At 64.4% G+C, this 20,689-nt stretch carries 16 protein-coding genes and 1 pseudogene; 6 read left to right on the top strand and 11 right to left on the bottom strand.

Features of this window, described 5'->3' with window-relative positions; all coding sequences use genetic code 11:
- Positions 1–157: 157 nt before the first annotated feature.
- Positions 158–2,005, top strand: a complete 1,848-nt coding sequence (locus QM797_RS17995) for an HNH endonuclease signature motif containing protein (protein WP_283277044.1) — start codon at positions 158–160, stop codon at positions 2,003–2,005.
- Positions 2,006–2,049: 44 nt separating this feature from the next.
- On the opposite strand, the gene QM797_RS17990 is transcribed toward QM797_RS17995, so the two are convergent.
- The 3 genes and pseudogenes from QM797_RS17990 to QM797_RS17980 form a co-directional block, all read right to left on the bottom strand.
- Positions 2,050–4,113: a glycosyltransferase family 39 protein gene (locus tag QM797_RS17990; RefSeq protein WP_283277043.1), complete on the bottom strand. Its 2,064-nt coding sequence runs from the start codon at positions 4,111–4,113 to the stop codon at positions 2,050–2,052.
- Positions 4,114–4,352: 239 nt separating this feature from the next.
- Positions 4,353–6,047: pseudogene (locus QM797_RS17985) on the bottom strand (MDR family MFS transporter).
- Positions 6,048–6,139: 92 nt separating this feature from the next.
- Entirely contained in the window at positions 6,140–7,429 is a 1,290-nt protein-coding gene (locus QM797_RS17980) for an MFS transporter (protein WP_283277042.1), read from the bottom strand.
- Between the two features lie 88 nt (positions 7,430–7,517).
- Between QM797_RS17980 and aroQ the strand changes: the two genes are divergently transcribed.
- The 5 genes from aroQ to QM797_RS17955 all read left to right on the top strand — a co-directional run bounded on the left by aroQ (position 7,518) and on the right by QM797_RS17955 (position 11,913).
- A complete protein-coding gene (gene aroQ, locus QM797_RS17975) occupies positions 7,518–7,952 on the top strand; it encodes a type II 3-dehydroquinate dehydratase (RefSeq protein WP_283277041.1) in 435 nt (144 codons plus the stop codon).
- A gap of 111 nt (positions 7,953–8,063) precedes the next feature.
- The gene (locus QM797_RS17970) at positions 8,064–8,816 is read left to right on the top strand and encodes a DsbA family protein (RefSeq protein WP_283277040.1); all 753 of its coding nucleotides are present in this window, start codon (positions 8,064–8,066) and stop codon (positions 8,814–8,816) included.
- Positions 8,817–8,836: 20 nt separating this feature from the next.
- On the top strand, positions 8,837–9,421 hold the full coding sequence (locus QM797_RS17965; RefSeq protein ID WP_283277039.1) for a vitamin K epoxide reductase family protein: 585 nt from the start codon (positions 8,837–8,839) through the stop codon (positions 9,419–9,421).
- Between the two features lie 134 nt (positions 9,422–9,555).
- Positions 9,556–11,100, top strand: a complete 1,545-nt coding sequence (locus tag QM797_RS17960; protein WP_283277038.1) for an NlpC/P60 family protein — start codon at positions 9,556–9,558, stop codon at positions 11,098–11,100.
- A 21-nt stretch (positions 11,101–11,121) separates the two neighbouring features.
- Positions 11,122–11,913: an acyl-[acyl-carrier-protein] thioesterase gene (locus tag QM797_RS17955; RefSeq protein ID WP_502942359.1), complete on the top strand. Its 792-nt coding sequence runs from the start codon at positions 11,122–11,124 to the stop codon at positions 11,911–11,913.
- Here the strand turns inward: QM797_RS17955 and QM797_RS17950 are convergent.
- The 8 genes from QM797_RS17950 to QM797_RS17915 form a co-directional block, all read right to left on the bottom strand.
- Entirely contained in the window at positions 11,817–13,280 is a 1,464-nt protein-coding gene (locus QM797_RS17950; RefSeq protein WP_283277037.1) for an AMP-binding protein, read from the bottom strand. The genes QM797_RS17955 and QM797_RS17950 overlap by 97 nt on opposite strands.
- Positions 13,270–13,920 carry an energy-coupling factor transporter transmembrane component T family protein gene (locus tag QM797_RS17945; RefSeq protein ID WP_283277036.1) on the bottom strand — a complete coding sequence of 217 codons (651 nt, stop codon included), beginning with the start codon at positions 13,918–13,920 and terminating at the stop codon, positions 13,270–13,272. Before QM797_RS17945 ends, QM797_RS17950 begins: the two co-directional genes overlap by 11 nt.
- A complete protein-coding gene (locus QM797_RS17940) occupies positions 13,917–14,597 on the bottom strand; it encodes an energy-coupling factor ABC transporter ATP-binding protein (RefSeq protein WP_283277035.1) in 681 nt (226 codons plus the stop codon). Before QM797_RS17940 ends, QM797_RS17945 begins: the two co-directional genes overlap by 4 nt.
- A 10-nt stretch (positions 14,598–14,607) precedes the next feature.
- Positions 14,608–15,726 (bottom strand): thiolase family protein, encoded by a 1,119-nt coding sequence (locus tag QM797_RS17935; RefSeq protein WP_283277034.1) that lies wholly within the window; start codon positions 15,724–15,726, stop codon positions 14,608–14,610.
- A gap of 11 nt (positions 15,727–15,737) precedes the next feature.
- Complete coding sequence (locus QM797_RS17930; protein WP_283277033.1) at positions 15,738–16,883, bottom strand: class I adenylate-forming enzyme family protein; 1,146 nt, start codon at positions 16,881–16,883, stop codon at positions 15,738–15,740.
- A complete protein-coding gene (locus QM797_RS17925; protein ID WP_283277031.1) occupies positions 16,880–17,482 on the bottom strand; it encodes a biotin transporter BioY in 603 nt (200 codons plus the stop codon). Before QM797_RS17925 ends, QM797_RS17930 begins: the two co-directional genes overlap by 4 nt.
- A 102-nt stretch (positions 17,483–17,584) precedes the next feature.
- Positions 17,585–19,735: an HNH endonuclease signature motif containing protein gene (locus QM797_RS17920; protein ID WP_283277030.1), complete on the bottom strand. Its 2,151-nt coding sequence runs from the start codon at positions 19,733–19,735 to the stop codon at positions 17,585–17,587.
- A gap of 101 nt (positions 19,736–19,836) precedes the next feature.
- Positions 19,837–20,688 (bottom strand): alpha/beta fold hydrolase, encoded by an 852-nt coding sequence (locus QM797_RS17915; protein WP_283277029.1) that lies wholly within the window; start codon positions 20,686–20,688, stop codon positions 19,837–19,839.
- Position 20,689: the final 1 nt, after the last annotated feature.

The raw sequence follows: 20,689 nt of genomic DNA, 5'->3' as shown, positions 1-20,689 counted from the left end.
GGTCAAACAATGTTGTCGGTGGGTGGGTGTATAGATCTTCTATCTCCAATCCTTGTTCATTCCAATATAATTGGGGTTGACAGCCGGTTCACATCTCGATACTATCGAACATACGTTCTATTCTTTGTTGGAACACCTGCCGGGGGGCGAAGACACAGTGACCACATCTGCGTGCAGTCGATTCGCGGCCTATCTCGGGCCGCAATCGAAGCCGTACATCGCGCCTGGTTCGTTGGCCGAGATTCGAGATGTCACGATTCTGGAGAATCAAGCGTGTGCTCGCAAGGTCGCTCTGGCCGCCGCGATCTGGGACTCGTGCATCCATCAGAACGTGCTCGTCGGTGATGTCATTCAGGACGCGGGCAACTATGCAGCTTCCGAAATTGCGCACGTTCTGGGTTGCTCGAAGACTGTCGCGAACACGTACGCCGAGGTCGGGATGGATCTTCGGCTTCGGCTTCCTGCTGTCGCCGCCGCATTCGAGGCCGGCGAACTCGATTTGCCTCGGGTCCGTGCGATATACCGCTGTATTCATAATCTGACGCAGGACGCGGCGACGGCTGTCCAAGGCGAGGTTCTGCACGCTGCCCGACGCCTGTCGCCCGGTCCATTGGCGACAGAAATTTGGTCGATCATGTACCGCATCGTGCCCGAGCAGGCTGCCGCTCTACGCAAGGACCTCGAGCGACACACCAACGTCACCTATACAGGCAAAGATGTGCTGTCGACGCTCAAAGCCGACCTCACTGCGGCCGACGCCGCCGCTGCCTGGCAGTTGATCAACGAAATGGCTGCTACCGTCTGCCGACGAGATACGCGAAACGAGGGTCAGAAGCGTGCGGCCGCGTATATTGCTCTGCTGCATCAGGAGTCGTCGATGTCATGCATGTGCGAACCCGATGACGACAATCCGTGCACGGCCGATACCGTGCGCCCCGATCGGCGTACGCCGCTGACGGTGATCACCGTCGACCTCGCCACTCTCGCCGGGCTGCTGTCCAATCCTGCTCACCTGGCCGGCCACGGACCCAGCGACGCCGAGTACGCCCGCCAATTGGCCGACAACGCGCATTGGCAGATTCTTCTCACCGAGGCGCGCAACCTTGCCGAGACACTCGGTTTCGGCGAAGACCTGGCGTCACTGATCGACCTCGACTCCGAGAGTGGCGCAGGTACCGAGAATGGCGCAGGTACTGCAGACAAGGGTGCCGAAAGCAGGGCCGACAGCGGCAGCAGCAGCGGATCGAAGAGCCGCGGATCGAAGCGGAGCGCGTCAAAGGTAGGCAAGACGAAGAGCAGCAGGCCCAGGGGCAGCGGGTCGCATGTGGTGTTCAACCCGCTGGGACGCGGTCGTCGTCGTGTCGGCGGTTCTGTTCCTCGACCGCCGCGCTCACAGAATGCCCCGCGTCCACCGCGGAACAGCTGTGTCGCCACGCCATATCGCGGCACTTACACCTTCGTTGCCGAACTCGAAGCGGCGATTGTGGCCGATCCCGCCCTTGGGCTCGCGCTGCACCCGGACGGTCACGGCGGTCTCGCTCTGCCGCCACCCGGAGCGCTGGTCTATCGGCCCAGTGCCGCACTCGCAGAACGCATTCGATTCCGCGACCGCACATGTCGGCACCCGGGCTGCGATGCGGCGGCTCAGCAGTGCGAGATCGACCACATCGTGCCGTATTTTCATCGCGATCCTGCGAACGGCGGGTGGACCATCGACTCCAATCTGCACTGCCTGTGCCGCTATCACCACAGCCTCGAGACCATGGGCCTGTGGACTCCAGTGATGCTCGCCGATGGTGTCGAGTTCTGGGTCTCGAACGCCGGCACCACAGCGATCACTGTTCCCGGAACGACCCAACTCGCAGACTTCGGCCACCTGCCTACCATCTATCGCAGGCCCAAAGGCCAAGCGCTCGAGCCTGATACATCCACCCTAGAGCGTGCCGAACCGCAACCGGCTCCAAGACAGGTGCCGGCACCCGACGACGAACCACCACCCTTTTGATCGGAACGAATGGATTGCACACAGCGTCATCGGTGTCGCGGGTGTCAGCCCGTGTAGGTGCTGAGGTCGTACACCGTCGCGCCGCCGACGGTACTGGCGGTGAAGTTCGCCTCGACCCATGCCTGGATCTGCGAAGAGGTGCTCGTGGAGTCATCGCTCACTCCCCCGCGCGCCATTCCGCCACCCATTCCGCCCGAAACGTAATAGGCGACTTCATGGTTGGAGACGTACTCGATGAACTCGTCGAGCGAGGGCGCAGGATCACCGCTCCAACCGCCGATCGCCATCACTGCCGTATCGGATGCCAGTTCGTACCCCGCGGCAGACTGCGAACCGTTCACTGCAGCAGACCATTTTGCGGTCGTGGACTCGAGCAGAGCCGTCAGCTCCTCGTTGGTCTCACCGCCCATGCCACCGCCCATGCTGGGCATGCCGCGCGTCATGTCTGCAGCATCGCCCGGCACAGCGTCCCCCGACACGGCACCGGCCGGCAGCGCCCCAGCAGGCATTCCACCGTCCGACGTTTCGCCGGTTGGCATTGCTCCGGTCGGCATTGCTCCGGTCGGCATTGCTCCGGTCGGCATTCCACCCATGCCGCCGTCGGTGACTGCACCGGTCGGGCCTGCGGTGGGGATGGATCCGCTGTGCGCATTGGTGGTCGTTGCAATGGCGTACGACGCTCCGCCGCCCAATCCCGCAACAGCGCCGAGGATCAGTGCTGCAGCCGTGAGCTTCTTGTATCGCCCGGCCGCCAAGATCATCACAGCAGCGAGAACGGTCCCGACCAACAGAATCCATTTCAAGGCCGGCAGCCAGTCTGTGTTGCGGTTCAGCAGCACCCAACTCCAGGCACCTGCCGTGATCATCATCGTCGCCATACCCGCTCTGCCCCAGATGGATTCGCGTCGAAGCCACAGTGCATGGCCGCCGGTTCCGATCATGCCCGCAAGTGCAGGAGCGAGCGCCACGGTGTAGTACGGGTGAATCGTGCCCGACATGTAGCTGAAGATCAGCGCCGTTACCAAGAACCAACTGCCCCAAAGAATCAGGGACGCACGCAGCAGGTCGGTCCGCGGCGCGCGGCCGCGAGCAATCAGTCCGAAGACCAGCGCCGCCAGGGCAGCAGGGATCAGCCACGAAATCTGGATTCCCATTTCACTGCCGAACAAGCGATCCAATCCGGTCGACCCACCGAAGCTCGATCCGGCAGCGCCGGAGTTCATCCCACCGCCACCACCGCTGTTGCCGAATATGCGACCCAGTCCGTTGTATCCCAGCACCAGATCCATCACGGTGTTATCGGTGGACCCGCCTATGTAGGGGCGAGCACTTTCCGGCCACAGCTGAACCGTCACCACCCACCAACCGGCGGCGGCTAAGAGCGCCGCGAACGCACCGACCAGATGCAGCAGTCTGGCGCGCAATTGTGCCTGTCCGGCAACCAGATACGTCAGCCCGAAGGCCGGTAGCACCAGCAAGCCCTGCAGCATCTTGGTGAGGAACGCGAATCCCAGCGCTACTCCTGCGAAAGCAAGCCACATCGCGGCCCGTCGACCGGCCGAGGTCTGCAGAGAGCGCACGACGAAGTAGCCGCCGAGCGTCATGAGCAGCACGAGCAACGCGTCGGGATTGTCGAAGTCGAACATCAACGCCGCCGCCGGCACCGACGCCAGCGTGAAGCCGGCGAGCAAGCCGGCAGTGGGATTCGCGACCCGCTTGACCGCGGCATACACCGTCGCCACGGCGGCGACACCCATCAAGGCTTGCGGAAGCAGCAGACTGAAGCTCGAGAACCCGAACAGACGGGCCGACAGGCCCATCACCCACAGTGAGGCCGGCGGCTTGTCCACGGTGATGAAGTTCTCGGAGTCGAGCGAACCGAAGAACCACGCCGTCCAGTCCTTGCTCCCGGCCTGCACTGCAGCGGCGTAGAAGGTGTTCGCGTAGCCACTTGCCGTCAGGTTCCACAGGTACAGCGTTGCCGTGGCCGCGAGTAGAACAAGCAGCCCGAGCAGGTGGCGGCGGCGATACCACCAGCTGTCCTGCCTGGACGGCTGGCGGGCATGCGACGGGAGTATCGCGGCCGGTCGGTCGATTTGGGCGGTCATCGCACATCCTGTTCGTCGAAGTTGTCGACTACGAGAGTGTGCGATGGACCGTCGACCGACCTGGGAGCAGCCTGCGAGGTTGCTGTGAACGAGTGAGCTTGCTCAGCCGCGATCGGCGCAAAGCCCGCCACCTTTGCCGGTCCGCGAACGGTCGTTGCCGTGGACAATCCGGGTCCTTCGACGTCGGATGGCCGGCCGTGGCCTCGACGCTCGGGCGTGGACACCCGGAATTCACAGCATCAAAGTAGTCCCGTACCCGCCTCGTTCGCCTTCTCTTCGTCTCGCTGCTGCTGCGCGGCAGCCAGCCCCGACATCGTGCGCAGCGGCACCTCTTTCAGGAAGAGCACCAGCACGAAACCGATGACCATCAGGATGGACACGGCCAGGAACACATAGTCCATGGCATCCGAGAAGCCGATCCGGAACGGTTCGGCGAGTGCGGGTTCGAGCTTCTGGATGAACGAGCTGTCCTGCAACGCACTTCCGGCAACCGAGGCGTCACCCGACGCAATGGCGCGGGCGAAACCGGATTCCAGGGGATCGGAACTGCTTGCTGCAGTCTGCACCGCCTGCTGGAATGCCGGCGTCGAGCTCGCGGCAATCAGTGCATCGCCGGTCTTCGGGGTCAGCTGAGTGAAGAGCATCGACAGGAACACCGCCACACCCACCGTCGCACCGATCTGGCGGAAAAACGTTGCGGCTGAAGTCGATACACCCATGTCCTTGGGCGGCATCGCGTTCTGGATCGCGAGCGTCAGCGGCTGCATCATCGAACCGAGACCGAGGCCGAACACGCCCATGACGACCATGGTCTGCCACAGTGGAGTATCGGCGTGGACGTAGTGGAACGTGAACATCGCGATGGCCATCAACGCGGTGCCGACAATCGGAAAGATCTTGTAGCGTCCCGTCTTCGAGATCATCCGACCCGACACGATCGACGCGACCATCAGTGCACCCACGAGCGGCAGGGTTTGATAGCCGGCCAGAGTGGGCGAGGATCCCTTGACGACCTGCAGATACTGCGGCAGCAGAGAGATACCACCGAACATCGCGGCCCCGGCGATGACGCTGACGGCAATACACAACGAGAACAACGGGTTTCGGAAGAAGCGCATGGGGATCAAGGCGTCGTCGCCCATCTTGATCTCGGCGAGCACGAACGCGATGACGCCGACGATGCCGATTCCGAAGCACAGCAACGCTCGTGGTGAACTCCAGCCCCACACACGACCCTGCTCGGCGATGATGAGCAGCGGCACGAGCCCGACACTGAGCAGAACTGCGCCCCACTAGTCAACGCGTGCTTCGCGTCGGTACACCGGCAGGTTCAGCACCCGCCACACGACGACGAGTGCGATGATGCCCAGCGGCACGTTGATGTAGAAAACCCAACGCCAACCGGTGATTCCGAGGATCGACGACTGCCCTGCGAGCAGCCCACCGATGACCGGCCCGAGCACACTGGAGGTACCGAAGACGGCCAGGAAATAGCCCTGGTACTTGGCTCGCTCACGCGGCGGCACGATATCGCCGATGATGGCCAACGCCATCGACATCAGACCACCCGCACCGAGGCCCTGGATCGCGCGGAAGGCGGCGAGCTCGTACATCGACGTCGCGATGCCGCACAGCATGGACCCGACGACAAAGATCGAGATAGCCGTCATGAAGAACGGCTTGCGCCCGTACAGATCGGAGAGCTTGCCGTAGAGCGGGGTCGAGACCGTCGAGGTGATGAGGTAGGCCGTTGTCACCCAGGCCAGAACCGAGAACCCGTTGAGATCGTCGGCGATGGTGCGCACAGACGTCGAGACGATGGTCTGGTCGAGGGCAGCGAGGAACATGCCCATCATCAGGCCCGACAGAATGGTCATGATCTCGCGGTGCGAATATTCGCCGCTCGCGGGAGTCACTTCTCGCTCGGTTACCATCTCTTTAGTGCACCTTTACGTAGCGTTTGCTTGTGTCCTACAACAATATTCGGACCACCAGCATGCTCGCAGAAAGCCGTCTGTGCAAAGGTTTATTTGCGGCGAATCCGGTCACGCACCTCACGCATCGTGTGCGGATGAATTCCCTCCGCCGCGAGCACTCGTCTGGTCTTGCGGCGCGTCAGCAGAACTCCGGTGATCGCGACGATCCACACCGGGAACTGAACGAGCAAGGCAACCCGGAAGCCGTCGAAGGTGTAGCCGCCCATCGCGTCGAGAATCCAACCGATCGCCGCTATCACCAACAGCGACGCCAGGAACCCGCCGATGTTCACCATCCCCTGAGCCGTGCCCAGATTTGCGCTCGGATTGAACGTGCGGGCGAGGTCGAAACCGATCACCGAACCGGGACCACCCACCGAGATCACCACGACGAGCAGCACCAGCAACCACAGCGGCGCAGGCCCGGGAAGCGACAGCACGATGGCCCACATCATGGCGTTGCTGATCATGATCGCGAGCACCAGCCACGACCGTCGCATCGGGTAACGCCCGGTGAGGAGACCGACCACGATGCCCGACGCCACCGCGGCCGCCACCGACACCGTCAGCAACGCTCCGGCCGTCGACGCCGACAGGCCCTGCGCCGACGTCAGATACGGCACACCCCACAGCAACGCGAACACCGTGATCGAGAACTGGGTGCCCATGTGGGAGAAAAAGCCGAGCCGGGTGCCGGGGCGTCGCCACACCTCGGCGATGGAGGCGAGAGTCTGCCGCAGGGACGTGGGGTCAGGTTCCGGTGCCGTGTCTGCGTCGGGGCGATCTCTGACGAGCGTCAGAACCAACACGAGGGCGAGTAGCCCGAGGGCCGCCGCACTGCCGAAGGCAAACGTCCAGCCCGGCCCGTTCAACAGAATCAGGAACGGAACCGCCGAGAGCACCTGACCGAGTTGGCCGAGCAGACCGGTCAGCTGCGAGACGATCGGCACCCGCCGCGGGGAGAACCAGCGCGGCACCAACCGCAACACCGAGATGAACGTGAGAGCGTCGCCCACGCCGACGAACGCGCGAGCGGCCACCGCGACCGGGAGCGACTCGGTGAGTGCGAGGGTGATCTGCGCCGACGCCATGATGAGCGCGCCCGCGGCTATCATCCTGCGCGAACCGATCCGATCCAACAGCACACCGGCCGGGATCTGCATCGCGGCGTACACGATCACCTGCAACACCACGAACGACGACAGCAGAGACGGCGAGACCGAGAATCGGTCTGCAGCGCTCAGACCGGCGACCCCGAACGCCGTCCGATGCAGCACCCCGACGATGTAGGCGAAGACGCCGACGCCCCACACCACCCAGACTGTCTTGCCAGTACTCACCGGACGATTGTGTCAACCACGCTGTGGAATGATCGACTCGGTCTGTTTCCAGGCGCGGTAGTCGTAGAGCAGGAAAGTGAGTGACGTCATGGCCAAACAGCTATTGGTGCTCAACGGTCCGAATCTGAACATGCTCGGCACCCGGCAGCCCGAGGTCTACGGCCACGCCACCCTCGCCGACGTCGTCGCCCTGTGCGAGAAGACCGCCGCCGACCACGGACTCACAGTGAAAGCGGAACAGTCCAACCACGAGGGACAGATAATCGACTGGATTCACCAGGCCCGCGGGGTGGCGTCGGGCATCGTCATCAACCCCGGTGGACTGACACACACCTCGGTGGCACTGCGCGACGCACTCGTCATCCCGGAGGTACCGATCATCGAGGTGCACATTTCCAACGTGCATGCCCGCGAGGAATTCAGGCACCACTCCTTCGTGTCACCTATTGCAAGCGGCGTCATCGCCGGACTCGGCATCGACGGATACCGATTCGCCATCGAACGACTGGCCGCTCTCATCTGACACTGCTCATATCTGACACCGCTCATATCTCACACCGCTCTTATGTCACACCGCTCTTATCTGACACTGCTCTCATCTGACACTCAGGTTGCCCTGCATAAACTGGTCGCCGTGAACACCAGCAACAAGGCATCGAAAGACATCAGAGCAATGCAGAACGGCGACAAGAATCGCCGCACGCTGATCCAGATCGTCGTCGCAGTGGTTCTCATCGCACTCGTTGCGGCAATTGCCTTGTTCATCGTCAACAGGAATTCGACGTCGGGTGAGGCAACTCCCGCCGCGAGCTCGTCACCGGGCCAGCAGCTGACGCCCACTTCGTTGACCGACACCGGTGCCATCCGCTTCGGTAATCCCGACGCCACCACCGTCATCAGTGTCGTCGAGGACTTCCAGTGCCCGGCGTGCAAGAACTTCGAGTCCATCAGCGGGTCGACATTGCAGCAGGTGGCCGACGCGGGCAACGTCGCGGTGGACTACCGACCCATCTCCATTCTCGACCGCTTCTCGAACGGCACGATGTACTCGACGCGTGCCGCGAGCGCATCCATCTGCGTCGCCGAGAACGACCGGGACAGCTGGATGGACTGGCACAACGCCATGTTCGCGGAGCAGCCTGCCGAGAACGGCACCGGATTGACCGACGACAAGCTCGTCGAGATCGCCACCTCCGCCGGTGCCGACTCCCCCGCCACCGCGTCGTGCATCACCGACGGCAGCTACACCGATTGGGTCACCAGCCAGACGCAGTCCGTCATCGGCGAGGGCATCAACGGCACGCCGAGCGTGCGCGTCAACGGAACCGACGTCTCCAACCCGACTCCCGAGAACATCCTCGCCGCCGCAGCCGCAGCCGGTAACTGAGCAGCAACCGGTACCAGAGCATGAGAACCCGCGCAGGCGCTGCTGTATTCACCGTCTTCAGCGCGATCGGGTTACTCGCTGCACTGACGCTGACGATCGAGCGATTCAAGTTGCTCGAGGACGCGTCGTACGTACCGTCGTGCAGCCTGAATCCGGTGCTCTCGTGCGGTTCGGTGATGGTGACGAAACAGGCTGCGCTCTTCGGCTTCCCGAACCCCATCCTGGGCATCGCCGCGTTCGCGGTTGCGCTCGTCGCCGGGGTGCTTCTGCTCGGCCGCGTCGTACTACCGCACTGGTTCTGGCTCGGCATGAGCGGCGGCCTGCTGCTCGGTGAAGTGTTCGTGCATTGGCTGATAGTCCAGAGCCTGTACGAGATCGGCGCACTGTGCCCCTACTGCATGGTGGTGTGGGCCGTGACGATGCCGCTGTTCGTGCTCGCTCTGAGCCGCATGATCAGTACCGCCTCCAGCACCACAGACGAAGGCCCGGGCACGATCGGCCGTCTCTTCCTCGAATGGCGGTGGACGCTGCTCGCCGTGTGGTACGCAATCGTCATCGCGCTCATCGGAATCCGGTTCTCGGACTACTGGACCTCGTTGCTCTGAGTTTCGCTGCTCTGACAGTTTCGCAAAACTCATGAGTCGATCGACTGCACCGTGCATGATGGGTGCAGCACCCGAGTGAGACTGATCACAGCTCCTGGCTCGGGGAAGATCGTTCGAGTAGCAGGAGTCGATACATGGCAGGCGATCCATTCGCAGTCATCGTTGCCGTCATCGTGTCCGCCGCCGGTGTTGTTGCCGGAACTGACGCCCCGGCTCCGATTCCCGATCAGGCGGTGACGGATCAGGCGGCAGAAATTGCCGCCAACGCCGGGGATCAAGCGAAGACGATGAGCGATCAGTGGACCGAACTCCTGGGCACCATGCCCCAGCCGGCCGCAGACATCGCCGATCGCACGTTGTCCGACGCCGCCGACGGCCTGCACACTGCCGTCGAACCGATGCTCCCGAACCTGCCGACCGTAGAAGACATCGAAGCAGCTGACACAGAAGCAGCCGGCACAGAAGCAGCCGACGCAGAGGCAGCGGTGCCGACCGCGCCGGAAGATGCACTGGCCGCCCTCCCCACCGCCGCTGCGGCTGTGACTGCCGCCGGCTCCCCGTCTGCCCCACTTCCGTTCAGCGTGTTCTCGTCCAATGCACTCTCGTCCACTGCTCTGTCGTCCACCGCAGCCGCACTCGGTGCCGGTGCAGTCCAGTTCGCCGGCCGCACGTACACCGCAGCAGATATCGCCACCCAGACGGCGTTCATGGCGTCCGCCGAAGCCATTCGGCGCGCGCTCTTTCCCGGGCTGCCCGTGACGTTCACCGGTATCAATGTGGGCCCTATCGGTTTGGGTGCAGTGGGAGCCATCACCGCCTTCGTGCCGTGGTTGCAGAAGGCAGGCAACATCTGCGGAGGCGTCAAAGGCACCACGATCGCCGCACTCTATGCCGCCGAGAACGGCTTTCGGTACGGGCCGACTGCGCCTGTTTCGAGCACCGGCGCGCAGGGACCGGGGCAGTTCATGCCAGGCACGTGGGCAACCTACGGCAAGGACTACGACGGCAACGGCGTGGTCGACGTCAACAGCGTCGGAGACGCGGTCATGGCGTCGGGCACGATGCTGTGCGATATCTACGGGCAGGTCGACGGCTGGAAGCGAGAGGGCAAGGTCTCCGGTGACACGCTGGACCTGACCCTCGCCGGATACAACGCGGGCGCGGGCGCGGTGCTCCGATCAGGTGGTATGCCTTCGGGCACAGTCGATTACGAGACACAGACCAAGCCGTACGTGGCCCGCATCAGGGCGACCGAGGCGCAGTTCGCCGCAATACTGACCCCGTTCGCGGGGCTCGACCTCACCGGAATGGGCGGCCGGGCAGTGCAATTGGCGATGGACTACCTGGGGCTGCCCTACGTATGGGGTGGCGGAAACATCAACGGCCCGTCCGGCGGTGGATTCGATTGCTCCGGTCTGACGTCGTACGCCCTGTTCAAGGCCTCGGGCGGCAAGGTGACCCTGCCCCGAACCTCGGAAACTCAGTGGAACGTTGGCACCGAGATCCCGATGGAGCTCGCGCAACCTGGCGATCTGCTGTTCGGAAACTTCGGACCTGCAGGCCCCGGACACGTGTCGATCTACATGGGCAACGGCCAGATGGTGCATGCACCCCAACGCGGCGACGTCGTTCGAGTGGCACCGGTGTTCGACGGAATGCGCGCCCGTCACATCGTCTAGGTGCGCGCGTACAGTGCGGTCGTGACCAATGCACGCGTGGAACCGGCCGGCTTCGACGACGAACTGGCACCGGAGCCGCCACCCGGTGAGGGCTTCGAGACCAACTGGCCGGTGCGGACGGGCGACATCGATCCGACCAACCGACTGCGGTTCGACGGAGTCGCTCGTTATCTGCAGGACATCGGCTTCGACAACCTCGACGCCACTCCCCTGGGCAAGACCGATCCGGTGTGGATCGTCCGGCGGACCGTCATCGACGTCTTCGAGCCCATTCACTTTCCGGACCACGTGCACATGCGTCGGTGGTGTTCGTCGATGTCGACGCGCTGGTCCAATATGCGAGTGGCGCTGACGACCCCCAAGGGTGGACGCATCGAAACCGAGGGCTTCTGGATCAACATCAGCAAGGCCACCGGCATGCCGACCCGCATCAGCGACGGGGCACTCGAGATGCTGGCCAGAACCACCGATCAGCACCGGTTGCGGTGGAAGGCATGGCTGACCGAGCCGGTACCGGCGGAATCGCACACGGACGTGAAGTTCCCTTTGCGCGCAACCGATATCGACCCGTTCAACCACCTCAACAATGCGGCGTACTGGCACGCGATCGAGGAGCTGCTGGTCGAGCTGCCCCAGTTGGCGGCGTCTGCGCACCGCGCCGTGATCGAGTACCTGACCCCGATCCTCGCGAGTGAACACGTCACCCTGCGCCACCGCTACGAAGGCGGCGCGTTGACCGTCTGGTTCGTGGTCACCGGCGCATCGGGCGAGCCGACGGTCCGCACCGTGGCCAAGGTCGCCCCCAAGGCCTGACGGTCGAGCTTGCCGCGCGGTGTGCGCGGCAAGGCGTCCACGACGGCGATCACCACGGGCAGGCTCGGGCCCGGCAACATCGAGCGCACATGCCGACGTATCTGCGCCGCAGTGGATGAGTTCGCCTGGGCTACAACCACTCCCGCCGCAGGTACCTCACCGGTGCGATCGTCGGGAACGCCGACAACGCTTGCATCGAGAACACCGGGGATCGACAACAGTGCCGCTTCGATCGGGGGCAGCTCGACCGTGAGTCCGGCTCGAACGATCGTCTCGCTGCCGCGGCCGAGCAACGTCAGTCGACCCTCATCGACGCTGCCGCGATCGCCGACCGTCATCCACCCGTCGACCGGGCCGCTCGTCACGGTGGTGTGGTCGCCCACTCGGCTCAGGTAGCCGGCGAACAGCATATCGCTGCGCACGTGCAACAGTTCGTTCCTGGTCTCCACCTCCACCCCACCGAACAACGCGCCTTCCACCTCCGCCCCCTCGACCCCCACGCCGCCAGGAGTCCGACGGTCGTACGAGACGAAGCTCAGTTCCGATGCACCGTAGAAATGCGTGATGGTTGCGTTCGGTAGCGCCGTCGCCAATGCCACACGGCCCGACAGCGGCCATCGCGCCGCAGACGAGAGCACTTCGCGGACGCCGGGATAGCGGGCGTTGGAGTGAGCGATGTCCCAGGCGATGGTGGGTACCGAATACAGATGTGTCGGAGCATCTTCGAGAGCGATCGCCGCCTTCCGTAGGTCCACCGTCGCACCGCGGGTGAGCCCGTGCAACGCACCGTAGAGAAAGTGTGTGTGATCGAGAGTGCCCGATGCAGACACTCGATCGCCCGGCCCGAGCTCGAACAGAGCATCGGAGCGATCCAGGGTCGCTGCCCACGACGCCTGATCACGGACGAACAATTTGGGTGGTCCGGTCGTTCCCGAGGTGATGCCCACGAGCAGTTCGGCAGTGTGCGCAGGCGGATCGATCGGCGCGACACGGCCGCTGTCGAGTTGTTCGGGCGCCAGAACACTGTCTGCACCCCACCCGTGCAGTCTCGCGTGCTGGCGCCGATGCGCGACGAACAGCGACGGCCTGCACACCCCGGTGGCGTCAGCGAATTCCTCGGGCAACAGATGTCGATGCAGCAGAACAACACTCACACCGGCATGCATTGCCGCCAGAACCACGACCAGCGACCCGATGTCCGACGTCGGCAGCACCGCCACCCGCCGCATGCCCGTCAACGATCCCGCGGTGCGCTCGACCCTATCCCACAATTCGCGGTAGGTGATCTCGCCGGTCGCGTCGACGATCGCCGCGTCCTGTCGCCCGGAATGCCAAGCAACGCGCGCGGCGAGCAGCTCACTCGTCATCGTCTATACCGTCGTCGTCCACACCGTCGTCGTCCACACCGTCGTCGTCCACACCGCGCGCGACGAGGGCATCGCCCATCGCATCCGCGGTGCGGAGGGCGCGCACCAGAACCGGGGTTGCCAGAGCCGTCATCGACCACTGCAGTCCGCGCGCTTTGCGGGCCTGGGACACCTCTTGGACGATGGAGGCCAGCAGCGGGATACACCGAATGGCAAGGGCCAGCAGCAGTCCGATGCGATCCGGGTCGACGCCGAAGCGCCGGGTCGGTCCGAGTGCTCTCGTGACGGTATCGAGCATGTCGGTCACCCGGGTGGTCAGCGTGACCAATGCCGCCAGAGCAACAGAGATCACCAGCACCCCGCACACCACCACCGCGCGCTGCCACGTGGTGATCAGTATCTGGAACACGCCGATGATCAGCAGCATCCACAGCACCGGACGAAGTTGCGCCAGTGCGACTTTCGCCGGAATTCCGGCAACCGCGAACAGGGCGGCGACCGCCAGAGCCACCACGCCCACCTCGAGCGGGGTGCGCGCGAAGATCACGGTCGCCAAAATGGCAAATATGAGCGACAGCAGTTTCCAGCCCGGGCTCATTCGGTGCAGCAGCGATGTACCGGGGCGGTAGAGACCGATCACCCGATCAGCTCCCGATACGCCGGAACCGCTGCGGCGGGGGCACCGTCGAACGCGACGCGGCCGTCGTCGATGACGATGACACGCTCGAAGCTGTCCAGCAGAGCCAGCTGATGAGTGACGACGACGACTTGCTGATCCATCGAATCCAGAGCCTGCGCGACGACGCGTCCGTTGCGCAGATCGAGCAACGTGGTTGGCTCGTCCGCAACAACCACCTCCGGCCGCCTGATCAATACGGCACCGATCGCGAGCAATTGCTTCTGTCCACCGGAGAGCAGGTGCGCCGGATGATCGCGATGCTGATCCAGTCGAAAGCGGACGAGGATTTCGTCGACGCGGTCGGCGACCTCTTTCTTGTTCAGCCCGGACCTACGCAGAGAGAACGCGAGATCCTCTGCGACTGTGGGCATGACGATCTGCGAGTCGGGGTCGGTGAAGACGAACCCGACCTTCTTGCGAACCTGCGCACCCTTCTTCGCGGCGTCGACGCCGTCCACCGTGACGCGGCCGGTGTCGGGCTTGATCAGACCGTTGATCATCCGAGCCAGGGTCGACTTTCCCGACCCGTTGGATCCGATGATGCCGATCCGACGCTCGTCGAATTCGAGGTCGATGCCATGTAGCACCTGCCGCTCCCCGAAGGAGTGGGAAATGTTCTCGAACTTGATGCTGCTCATGTAACCCTGCTCATGTCACTCGCTCCACCAACATCGCTATTCCTTGCCCGCCGCCGATGGCGCAGGCCGCCAATCCCTGTGCCGGACCACTCGGTTGCAGCATTCGAGACGCCAATCGCACCAACAGGATTGCGCCCGACGCGCCCCACGGATGGCCCATCGCGATGGCCCCGCCCTCCGGGCAGATGCGCTCTTCGTCGATGCCCAGTGCATCCGACACCGCGAGCACCACCGATGCGAACGCCTCGGTGATCTCGATGACCCCGATGTCGTCGAGTGACACCCCGGTACGCCCGAGTAGCTTCTCGATCGCAGGTACCGGGCCCAGACCGGGAAGTGCCGGATCGGACCCGGCGACCGCGCTGCCGAGAATGCGCAGTGCCGGCAAACCGGCGGCACGATCGGCCGTGGTGATCGCCAGAACGGCTGCACCGTCGGAGATTCCGCAAGAGTTGCCAGCAGTGACGGTGCCGTCGGAGGTGAATGTGGGACGCAGTCTGCCCAAGCGCTGGGCAGTCATGTTGGGGCGGATGCGCTCGTCGGCGCTCATCTGTCCGATCGGGACGATTTCGGCGGAGAAGTCGTGTGCCGCGGCTCGTGCGAAGGAACGTGCGGCGTACTCGTCCTGCCGCTGCCGGTCGATTCCACACCTACGCGCGAGATCGTCTGCCGCAACGCCCATGTCAGGATCATCGAAACCCTTGGGAGCGAACGGAGCTCGGGTGTATCGAACCGGTTCTGCACCGTCGACCGGTGGCCAGAACCGCCATGGACTCGTACTCGCCGATTCGACGCCACCTGCCAGAATCAACGTGTCGTCGCCGCTGCGGATCCGCGACGCTCCCTGCATGACGGCGTCGAGTCCGGATCCACACTGGCGGTCGACGGTGACGCCGGGGACGTCGACACCGAGTCCCGCGAGCAGCGCCGACACACGCGCAACGTCGCCGCCGGGGCCGAGGCAGTTGCCGAGGATCACGTCGTCGATCGGGAAGTCGAGCGAACTGACCTCTGCTGCAACGGCATTGAGCACCGGCGCAGCGAGGCCCGATGCAGTGATTCCAGCGAAGCCGTGACCAGCTATGCCGATCGCGGTCCGTTTGGCCGCAACGATCACGGGAGTACTCACAGCAGGGACATTCACAGCAGGGCTTTCCGGGCGATCTTGCCGCTCGCGGTACGGGGCAGCTGCTGCACCACCGTCCATCGTCGCGGCAGTGCCTCCTTGGTCATAACTGCGCGGGCGTCGGCGCGAACGAGGTCGAGGTCACGGGATCCGTCGAGTTCGATGACGGCAGAGACGGTTTGACCCAGCACCGCGTGGGGAGACCCGATGGCGGCCGCGGCTCGAACACCGTCGAGTGCGGTCAGGATGCGCTCGACGTCCTCTGCAACGACGGTGGTGCCGCCGACATTGATCGCCGCGTCCCCCCGACCGTGGACGAGCAGTTCACGGCCACTGAGGTCGGCCAGATCACCGACGCTGCACCAGCCAGTGGCACCGAGTGCCGAGTACGGCGAGCGGACGGACAACAACCCGTCCTCGGTGCGCGCCTCGACATCGCGGAGCAGTCGCAGTGACGCGTGCTCGCCCACGACCCGCGCAGCCACCAACGACAGTTCCGCTGAGCCGTAGTACTCGACCAGCCTGATGTGCTGCGCCGAGATCCTTTGCGCGGCAGCGTCATCAAGGCCAGACCCGGCCGCTACGGCAACCCGCGCATGAGGCATCCGGCGAAGGACGTCACGGAGTACCGAAGGCACCGCGTGGACAGCAGTGGCCTGCGCGGCGTCATCGGTGACGCACGCCCCCAGCCACAGTGCGTGCACAGCGGCGAACAGGTGCATCGTGGCGTGCAGCGGTCCGGTGATCAGCACCGAATCGGTGGGGCGGATGTCGGTGATCTCGGTGAACTCGGGGAAGCTGTCGACCCACGACGCGGCAGTGCGCTCGAGCGGCTTGGGGCGTCCGGTGGAGCCGGAGGTTGCGACCAGCAGAAAAGCGTCAGGATCGGTGTGGGTAGGGCGCTCGGGACGGGTGGCCGGATCCTCGACTCGCACCGCACTTCCCTGCCGCGCCGCCGCAAAAACGCAGATCAGCGCCTCGGGTAGCTCGAGTGCTGATGCGTCGTGTGATCGAGCCCCGTGCACCGGGAGGTGAGGCCATTGCTCGACGGCTTCGTCGAGGTCGGCGTAGGTGAGCGTGCGACCCGACCAGACGATGGCCGGGTCGTCGGCCCGGCCATTCACGCTGTCGCTGCCTCGACCTCCCAGCTCGAGAGTCACGCCTTGATCAGGCCCGGGTATGCGCGGTGCACACTCTTGGCGACGACGGTAGCGACGACGACCTTCGCGATGTCACCGGGCAGGAACGGGCCATTGGACGTGATCGCGGCCCAGACGCCGACGTCGGTACGCAGGATCAGACCGATGATCCCGAAGACGTACACCACCACGATGCCGCCGACGGCATTGATCGCCAGTCCGAGCGCGATCGAGTACTTCGGCAGGATGCGGGCCGTGAGCCAGCCGATCAGCAACGCCGCCGGTATCCAACCGATGAGGTAACCGACGGTGGGCCCGGCCATCGCCGACAGCCCGGTACGTCCACCCGCCAGCAGTGGGAGGCCGATCATCGTCAGCGCGAGAAACACCAGGACCGCGGCAGTGCCTTTCCGGGCACCGAGGATCGCGCCGGACAGAATGATGCCGAGGGTCTGCAGGGTGATGGGGACACCGGAGAAGCCCACCGTGATCGATCCAGGCAGGCCGAGAGCAGCGATGAGCGCTGCGAACACTGCGATCTGCGCCATGTCGCGGGCGGAGACGTTCATTCGGCTGACCTTACGGCTCGGCGGACGAGTACTGCTGTCGACATCTGACATGGGTGGCTCCTCGGGGAGTGGGGCGGTCACCTGCCCCAAAGACTTGAACGGCGTTCAAGGTAGCAGGTGTGCGGTTCTGACCACACCCTGGACAGTCTTTGTTCAAAAGGGCGCAGGATCGCAGCGCCCGTGGCCTTCTCGAATGCGCACGTGTACGACGCGGCAGTGGCCGAGGTAGGCACGTCTCTTCTCTGCCAGTTCCTTCCGTGCAATGTCCGATGACGCAGAACGGAAGTCCGCGAGTGTCGGCGGTGCAGACCCGTTGTACTCGAGCTCCCATCGGGTGGGTTCGAACGGGGACAGCGCATTCTCAGCCGACTTCTTCCGGCGACGGCGGCGTCCAGTAGGCGACGCGATCGAGAACTCCGGCAGCGTGACCGCGCGCAGACCCAGCGAATTCGACCACAGAATTGCCCCTCCCGCGAGCATCACCGCCGACCACGCTTTCGAGGTCTTCGCCTGATGATGAAACATGCACACCGGCTGAAGATTGGTCACGATCGTCCACCCGCCACGCCCCGGATCGCCCTTGTCGAACGGGACCATATGATCGATCTGACACCGGGCCGAGGGCACGTCGCAGTTGGGGAACGTGCACGTGCGATAGGCCGTCCGAACGAAGGCGGCAACGCGCGCGCTCGGCCGATAGGTCACCGCGGCTCGCGGCGGAACACATTCTCCGCCATGACCGTCAGGAAAAATCCCACGCGCGCGCTCGGGCCGTTCGGCAATCCACCCGAGCCAGCGTGCGACAAGCCCATCGCGGACAGACTCCTCCCCCAGAATCCGATTGGCCGGCGGGCAAGCTTGGGCACATATGCCGCGTATCGGCGGAAGCTGGGCGGCACTGCGCACCCGGCCGATGCCCACAACTCTGCGCAACAAGAGGAAGCCGGGTGGAGACTGACCGACCGGGTCGTCAGGGTTTTCGGGATCGTCACGATTGCGCGGATCAGCCGAGTAATCCGAGCCCTTGATCGAGGGACCTCGACCGTCGTCCGGGTCGTTGCCTCCGGTGGGACCGCCGCGTCCGTCGTCGGGATCGCCATCACCATCCGGACCGTTGTTGTCCGGACCGTTGTTGTCCGGACCGTTGTTGTCCGGACCGTTGTTGTCCGGACCATCGTCAGGGCCGCCGTCGTCATCCGGGGTGTCGTCATCCGGATCTTCATCTTCCGGACCATGCCCGTTCGGGCCGTGGTCGGCGGGGCCGTCGGTGGCGGGGCCGTTGTCGTCCGGACCGTCGATGTCAGGACCGTCGCCCTTCGGGCGGCGCTCGTCGCGCCTGTCCTGCTCGGGCTTGAGCATGTCGACCAACTCGGTCAGCATTGCCTGCCACTTCGCGTCGGCGGCGACGATGCGCGCTACCTCCGGGTCGATGGGGGTCCCGTCCGCCAAGGTGGCGGGCTCCGCGGACAGTCCCAGCAGCGTCTCCACCGCCACCACGATCTGCAGGAGGTGCCCGCGCCGAGGAGGGAGATCATCGGCGGCACCGGCAACCGGGCATTCGTCGCCGAGATCGCACTGACAGACCAGCGAATGCTCGCCGTGCAGCAGCGCCATCAGGCCGGCGGCCCTCAGCATCCCCGTCGACCGCGGATCGTCCTTGCAGACCGTACCGACGATCTCGACGATGAGCGCATCCGCTTCGGCCGCTTCGAGATCCGTGATCTTCGCGATGAGCGACGAAATACCGCCAGGACCGGTTCGATCGATCCGCACTCCGACTTCCTCTGACTTCGCGGTCTCGCGAGCCTGCGCAGCGCCGTCCGGATCGGCCTTCATCCACAACCGCCAGATTCGGTTCCGCAAGGCCTGCGGGCGCATTCGGCCCCCTGCAGCACAGACCTCGTATTCGATTTTCGAGATGGTCTCGTCACTGGCGCGATGCAACACCGAGGTGATCGTGACCACCGTCGACCAGTCGAAGCTTCCGGTCACGAAACGCAAGGCCGTCAACGGCATTCGATGTAGACGCTCCGCGACGTCGTGCACCACCGACGCATCGCGACGCGTGCCGGTCATCGTCACGGCCAAGTCGCACAACGCGCCGCGGACCGTCTCGCCCGGATCGCCACCGGCGGCTTCGGCAGCCTCGAGTCGCATCTCGAGTACGTCGCAGTACGCGAGTACGGTCCCTGCCCGAGCAAGGTTCTCGTGGACACGGTTGAGCGCAATGACGTCGAGAAACCCCGCAATACAGTCATCGACCGGTGGCGTTTCCGCCACTCCCCACCCCCCGGTATCGAACATGTATTCGATCTTACGAGAGGGGTCCGACAAGAGATGTCACGCGCATTCGGCGTCAGGATCGATACGACTACAACGTGACCCCGGCCTCGGCGATCATGGGGTCACCGAGAAGTCACGCGTGTCGGGTCGGCCGGGACGAACTCTCGCAGGGCAGCCGCGAACCGTTCGGGCTGGTCTTCCGGAATGAGTGTCCACGAGTCGTCGATGAGCACCTGACGTGCGTCGGCAAACAACTCTCGCAGCCGATCGGCATGGATGAGCGGCATCATCGTGTCCTCCCTCGCCCAGATCACGAGGACCGGGCGATCGAACGTAGAGAGCCGAGAGGCCCACGTCAGCAACGTCTTTCGCGATGGTGTGCCGGTGGCGAACTTACGCAGATCGCGGCGGATCTCCGCGTTGCGCGTTGCAGGCGCGAACCAGTCGTCGAGCACCTCGTCGGGGATCCCATGCTTGCTGAGCCCGCCCCATGCGCGTTTGTTGTGTCGAACGAACTTCGTGGCCAGCAGTCGCAGAAACAGCGAGGTGCCGCCGGGAACTCGGCACAGCGCCGCTGCCGGTCGGGCAGGCAGCGGCGGAAAGTTGTCGAAGGCTTCGCACGACGCCAGGACCAAACGTCCGACTCGATCGGCGCGGCCGTCGGAGGCGATGAATTGTCCGCCGCCGCTGTCGTTGAGAACCAACGTCACATCGGTGAGGTCGAGGGCCTCGAGGAAGTCGGCAATGATCCGTGCGATACCGCGCTGCGTGAGATCGGCCTCCGGTTTCATCGGGCTCCGATGTGCGCCCAACGGCAGCGTTGGAGCAATGCAGCGATATCCGCCGAGGAGTGGGATCACTTTGCGCCACTGAGTCTCGTTCATGAGTAGCCCATGTCCGAAAACCAGCACCGGGCCATCACCGCCGGTGTCGAGGTAGTCGATCGGTCCGGCCGGTAGCTCGATTCGCTCCACG

Source organism: Rhodococcus sp. IEGM 1381, assembly GCF_030056795.1.
Lineage (GTDB): Bacteria > Actinomycetota > Actinomycetes > Mycobacteriales > Mycobacteriaceae > Rhodococcoides.
This window is presented reverse-complemented; position numbering and strand designations above follow the sequence as displayed.

Coding starts and splice junctions, on each gene's coding strand:
- QM797_RS17925 (WP_283277031.1), bottom strand. CDS start 17,482: ATGTCAGATGTCGACAGCAGTACTCGTCCGCCGAGCCGTAAGGTCAGC.
- QM797_RS17990 (WP_283277043.1), bottom strand. CDS start 4,113: ATGACCGCCCAAATCGACCGACCGGCCGCGATACTCCCGTCGCATGCC.
- QM797_RS17965 (WP_283277039.1), top strand. CDS start 8,837: ATGAGAACCCGCGCAGGCGCTGCTGTATTCACCGTCTTCAGCGCGATC.
- QM797_RS17960 (WP_283277038.1), top strand. CDS start 9,556: ATGGCAGGCGATCCATTCGCAGTCATCGTTGCCGTCATCGTGTCCGCC.
- QM797_RS17950 (WP_283277037.1), bottom strand. CDS start 13,280: ATGACGAGTGAGCTGCTCGCCGCGCGCGTTGCTTGGCATTCCGGGCGA.
- QM797_RS17940 (WP_283277035.1), bottom strand. CDS start 14,597: ATGAGCAGCATCAAGTTCGAGAACATTTCCCACTCCTTCGGGGAGCGG.
- aroQ (WP_283277041.1), top strand. CDS start 7,518: ATGGCCAAACAGCTATTGGTGCTCAACGGTCCGAATCTGAACATGCTC.
- QM797_RS17920 (WP_283277030.1), bottom strand. CDS start 19,735: ATGTTCGATACCGGGGGGTGGGGAGTGGCGGAAACGCCACCGGTCGAT.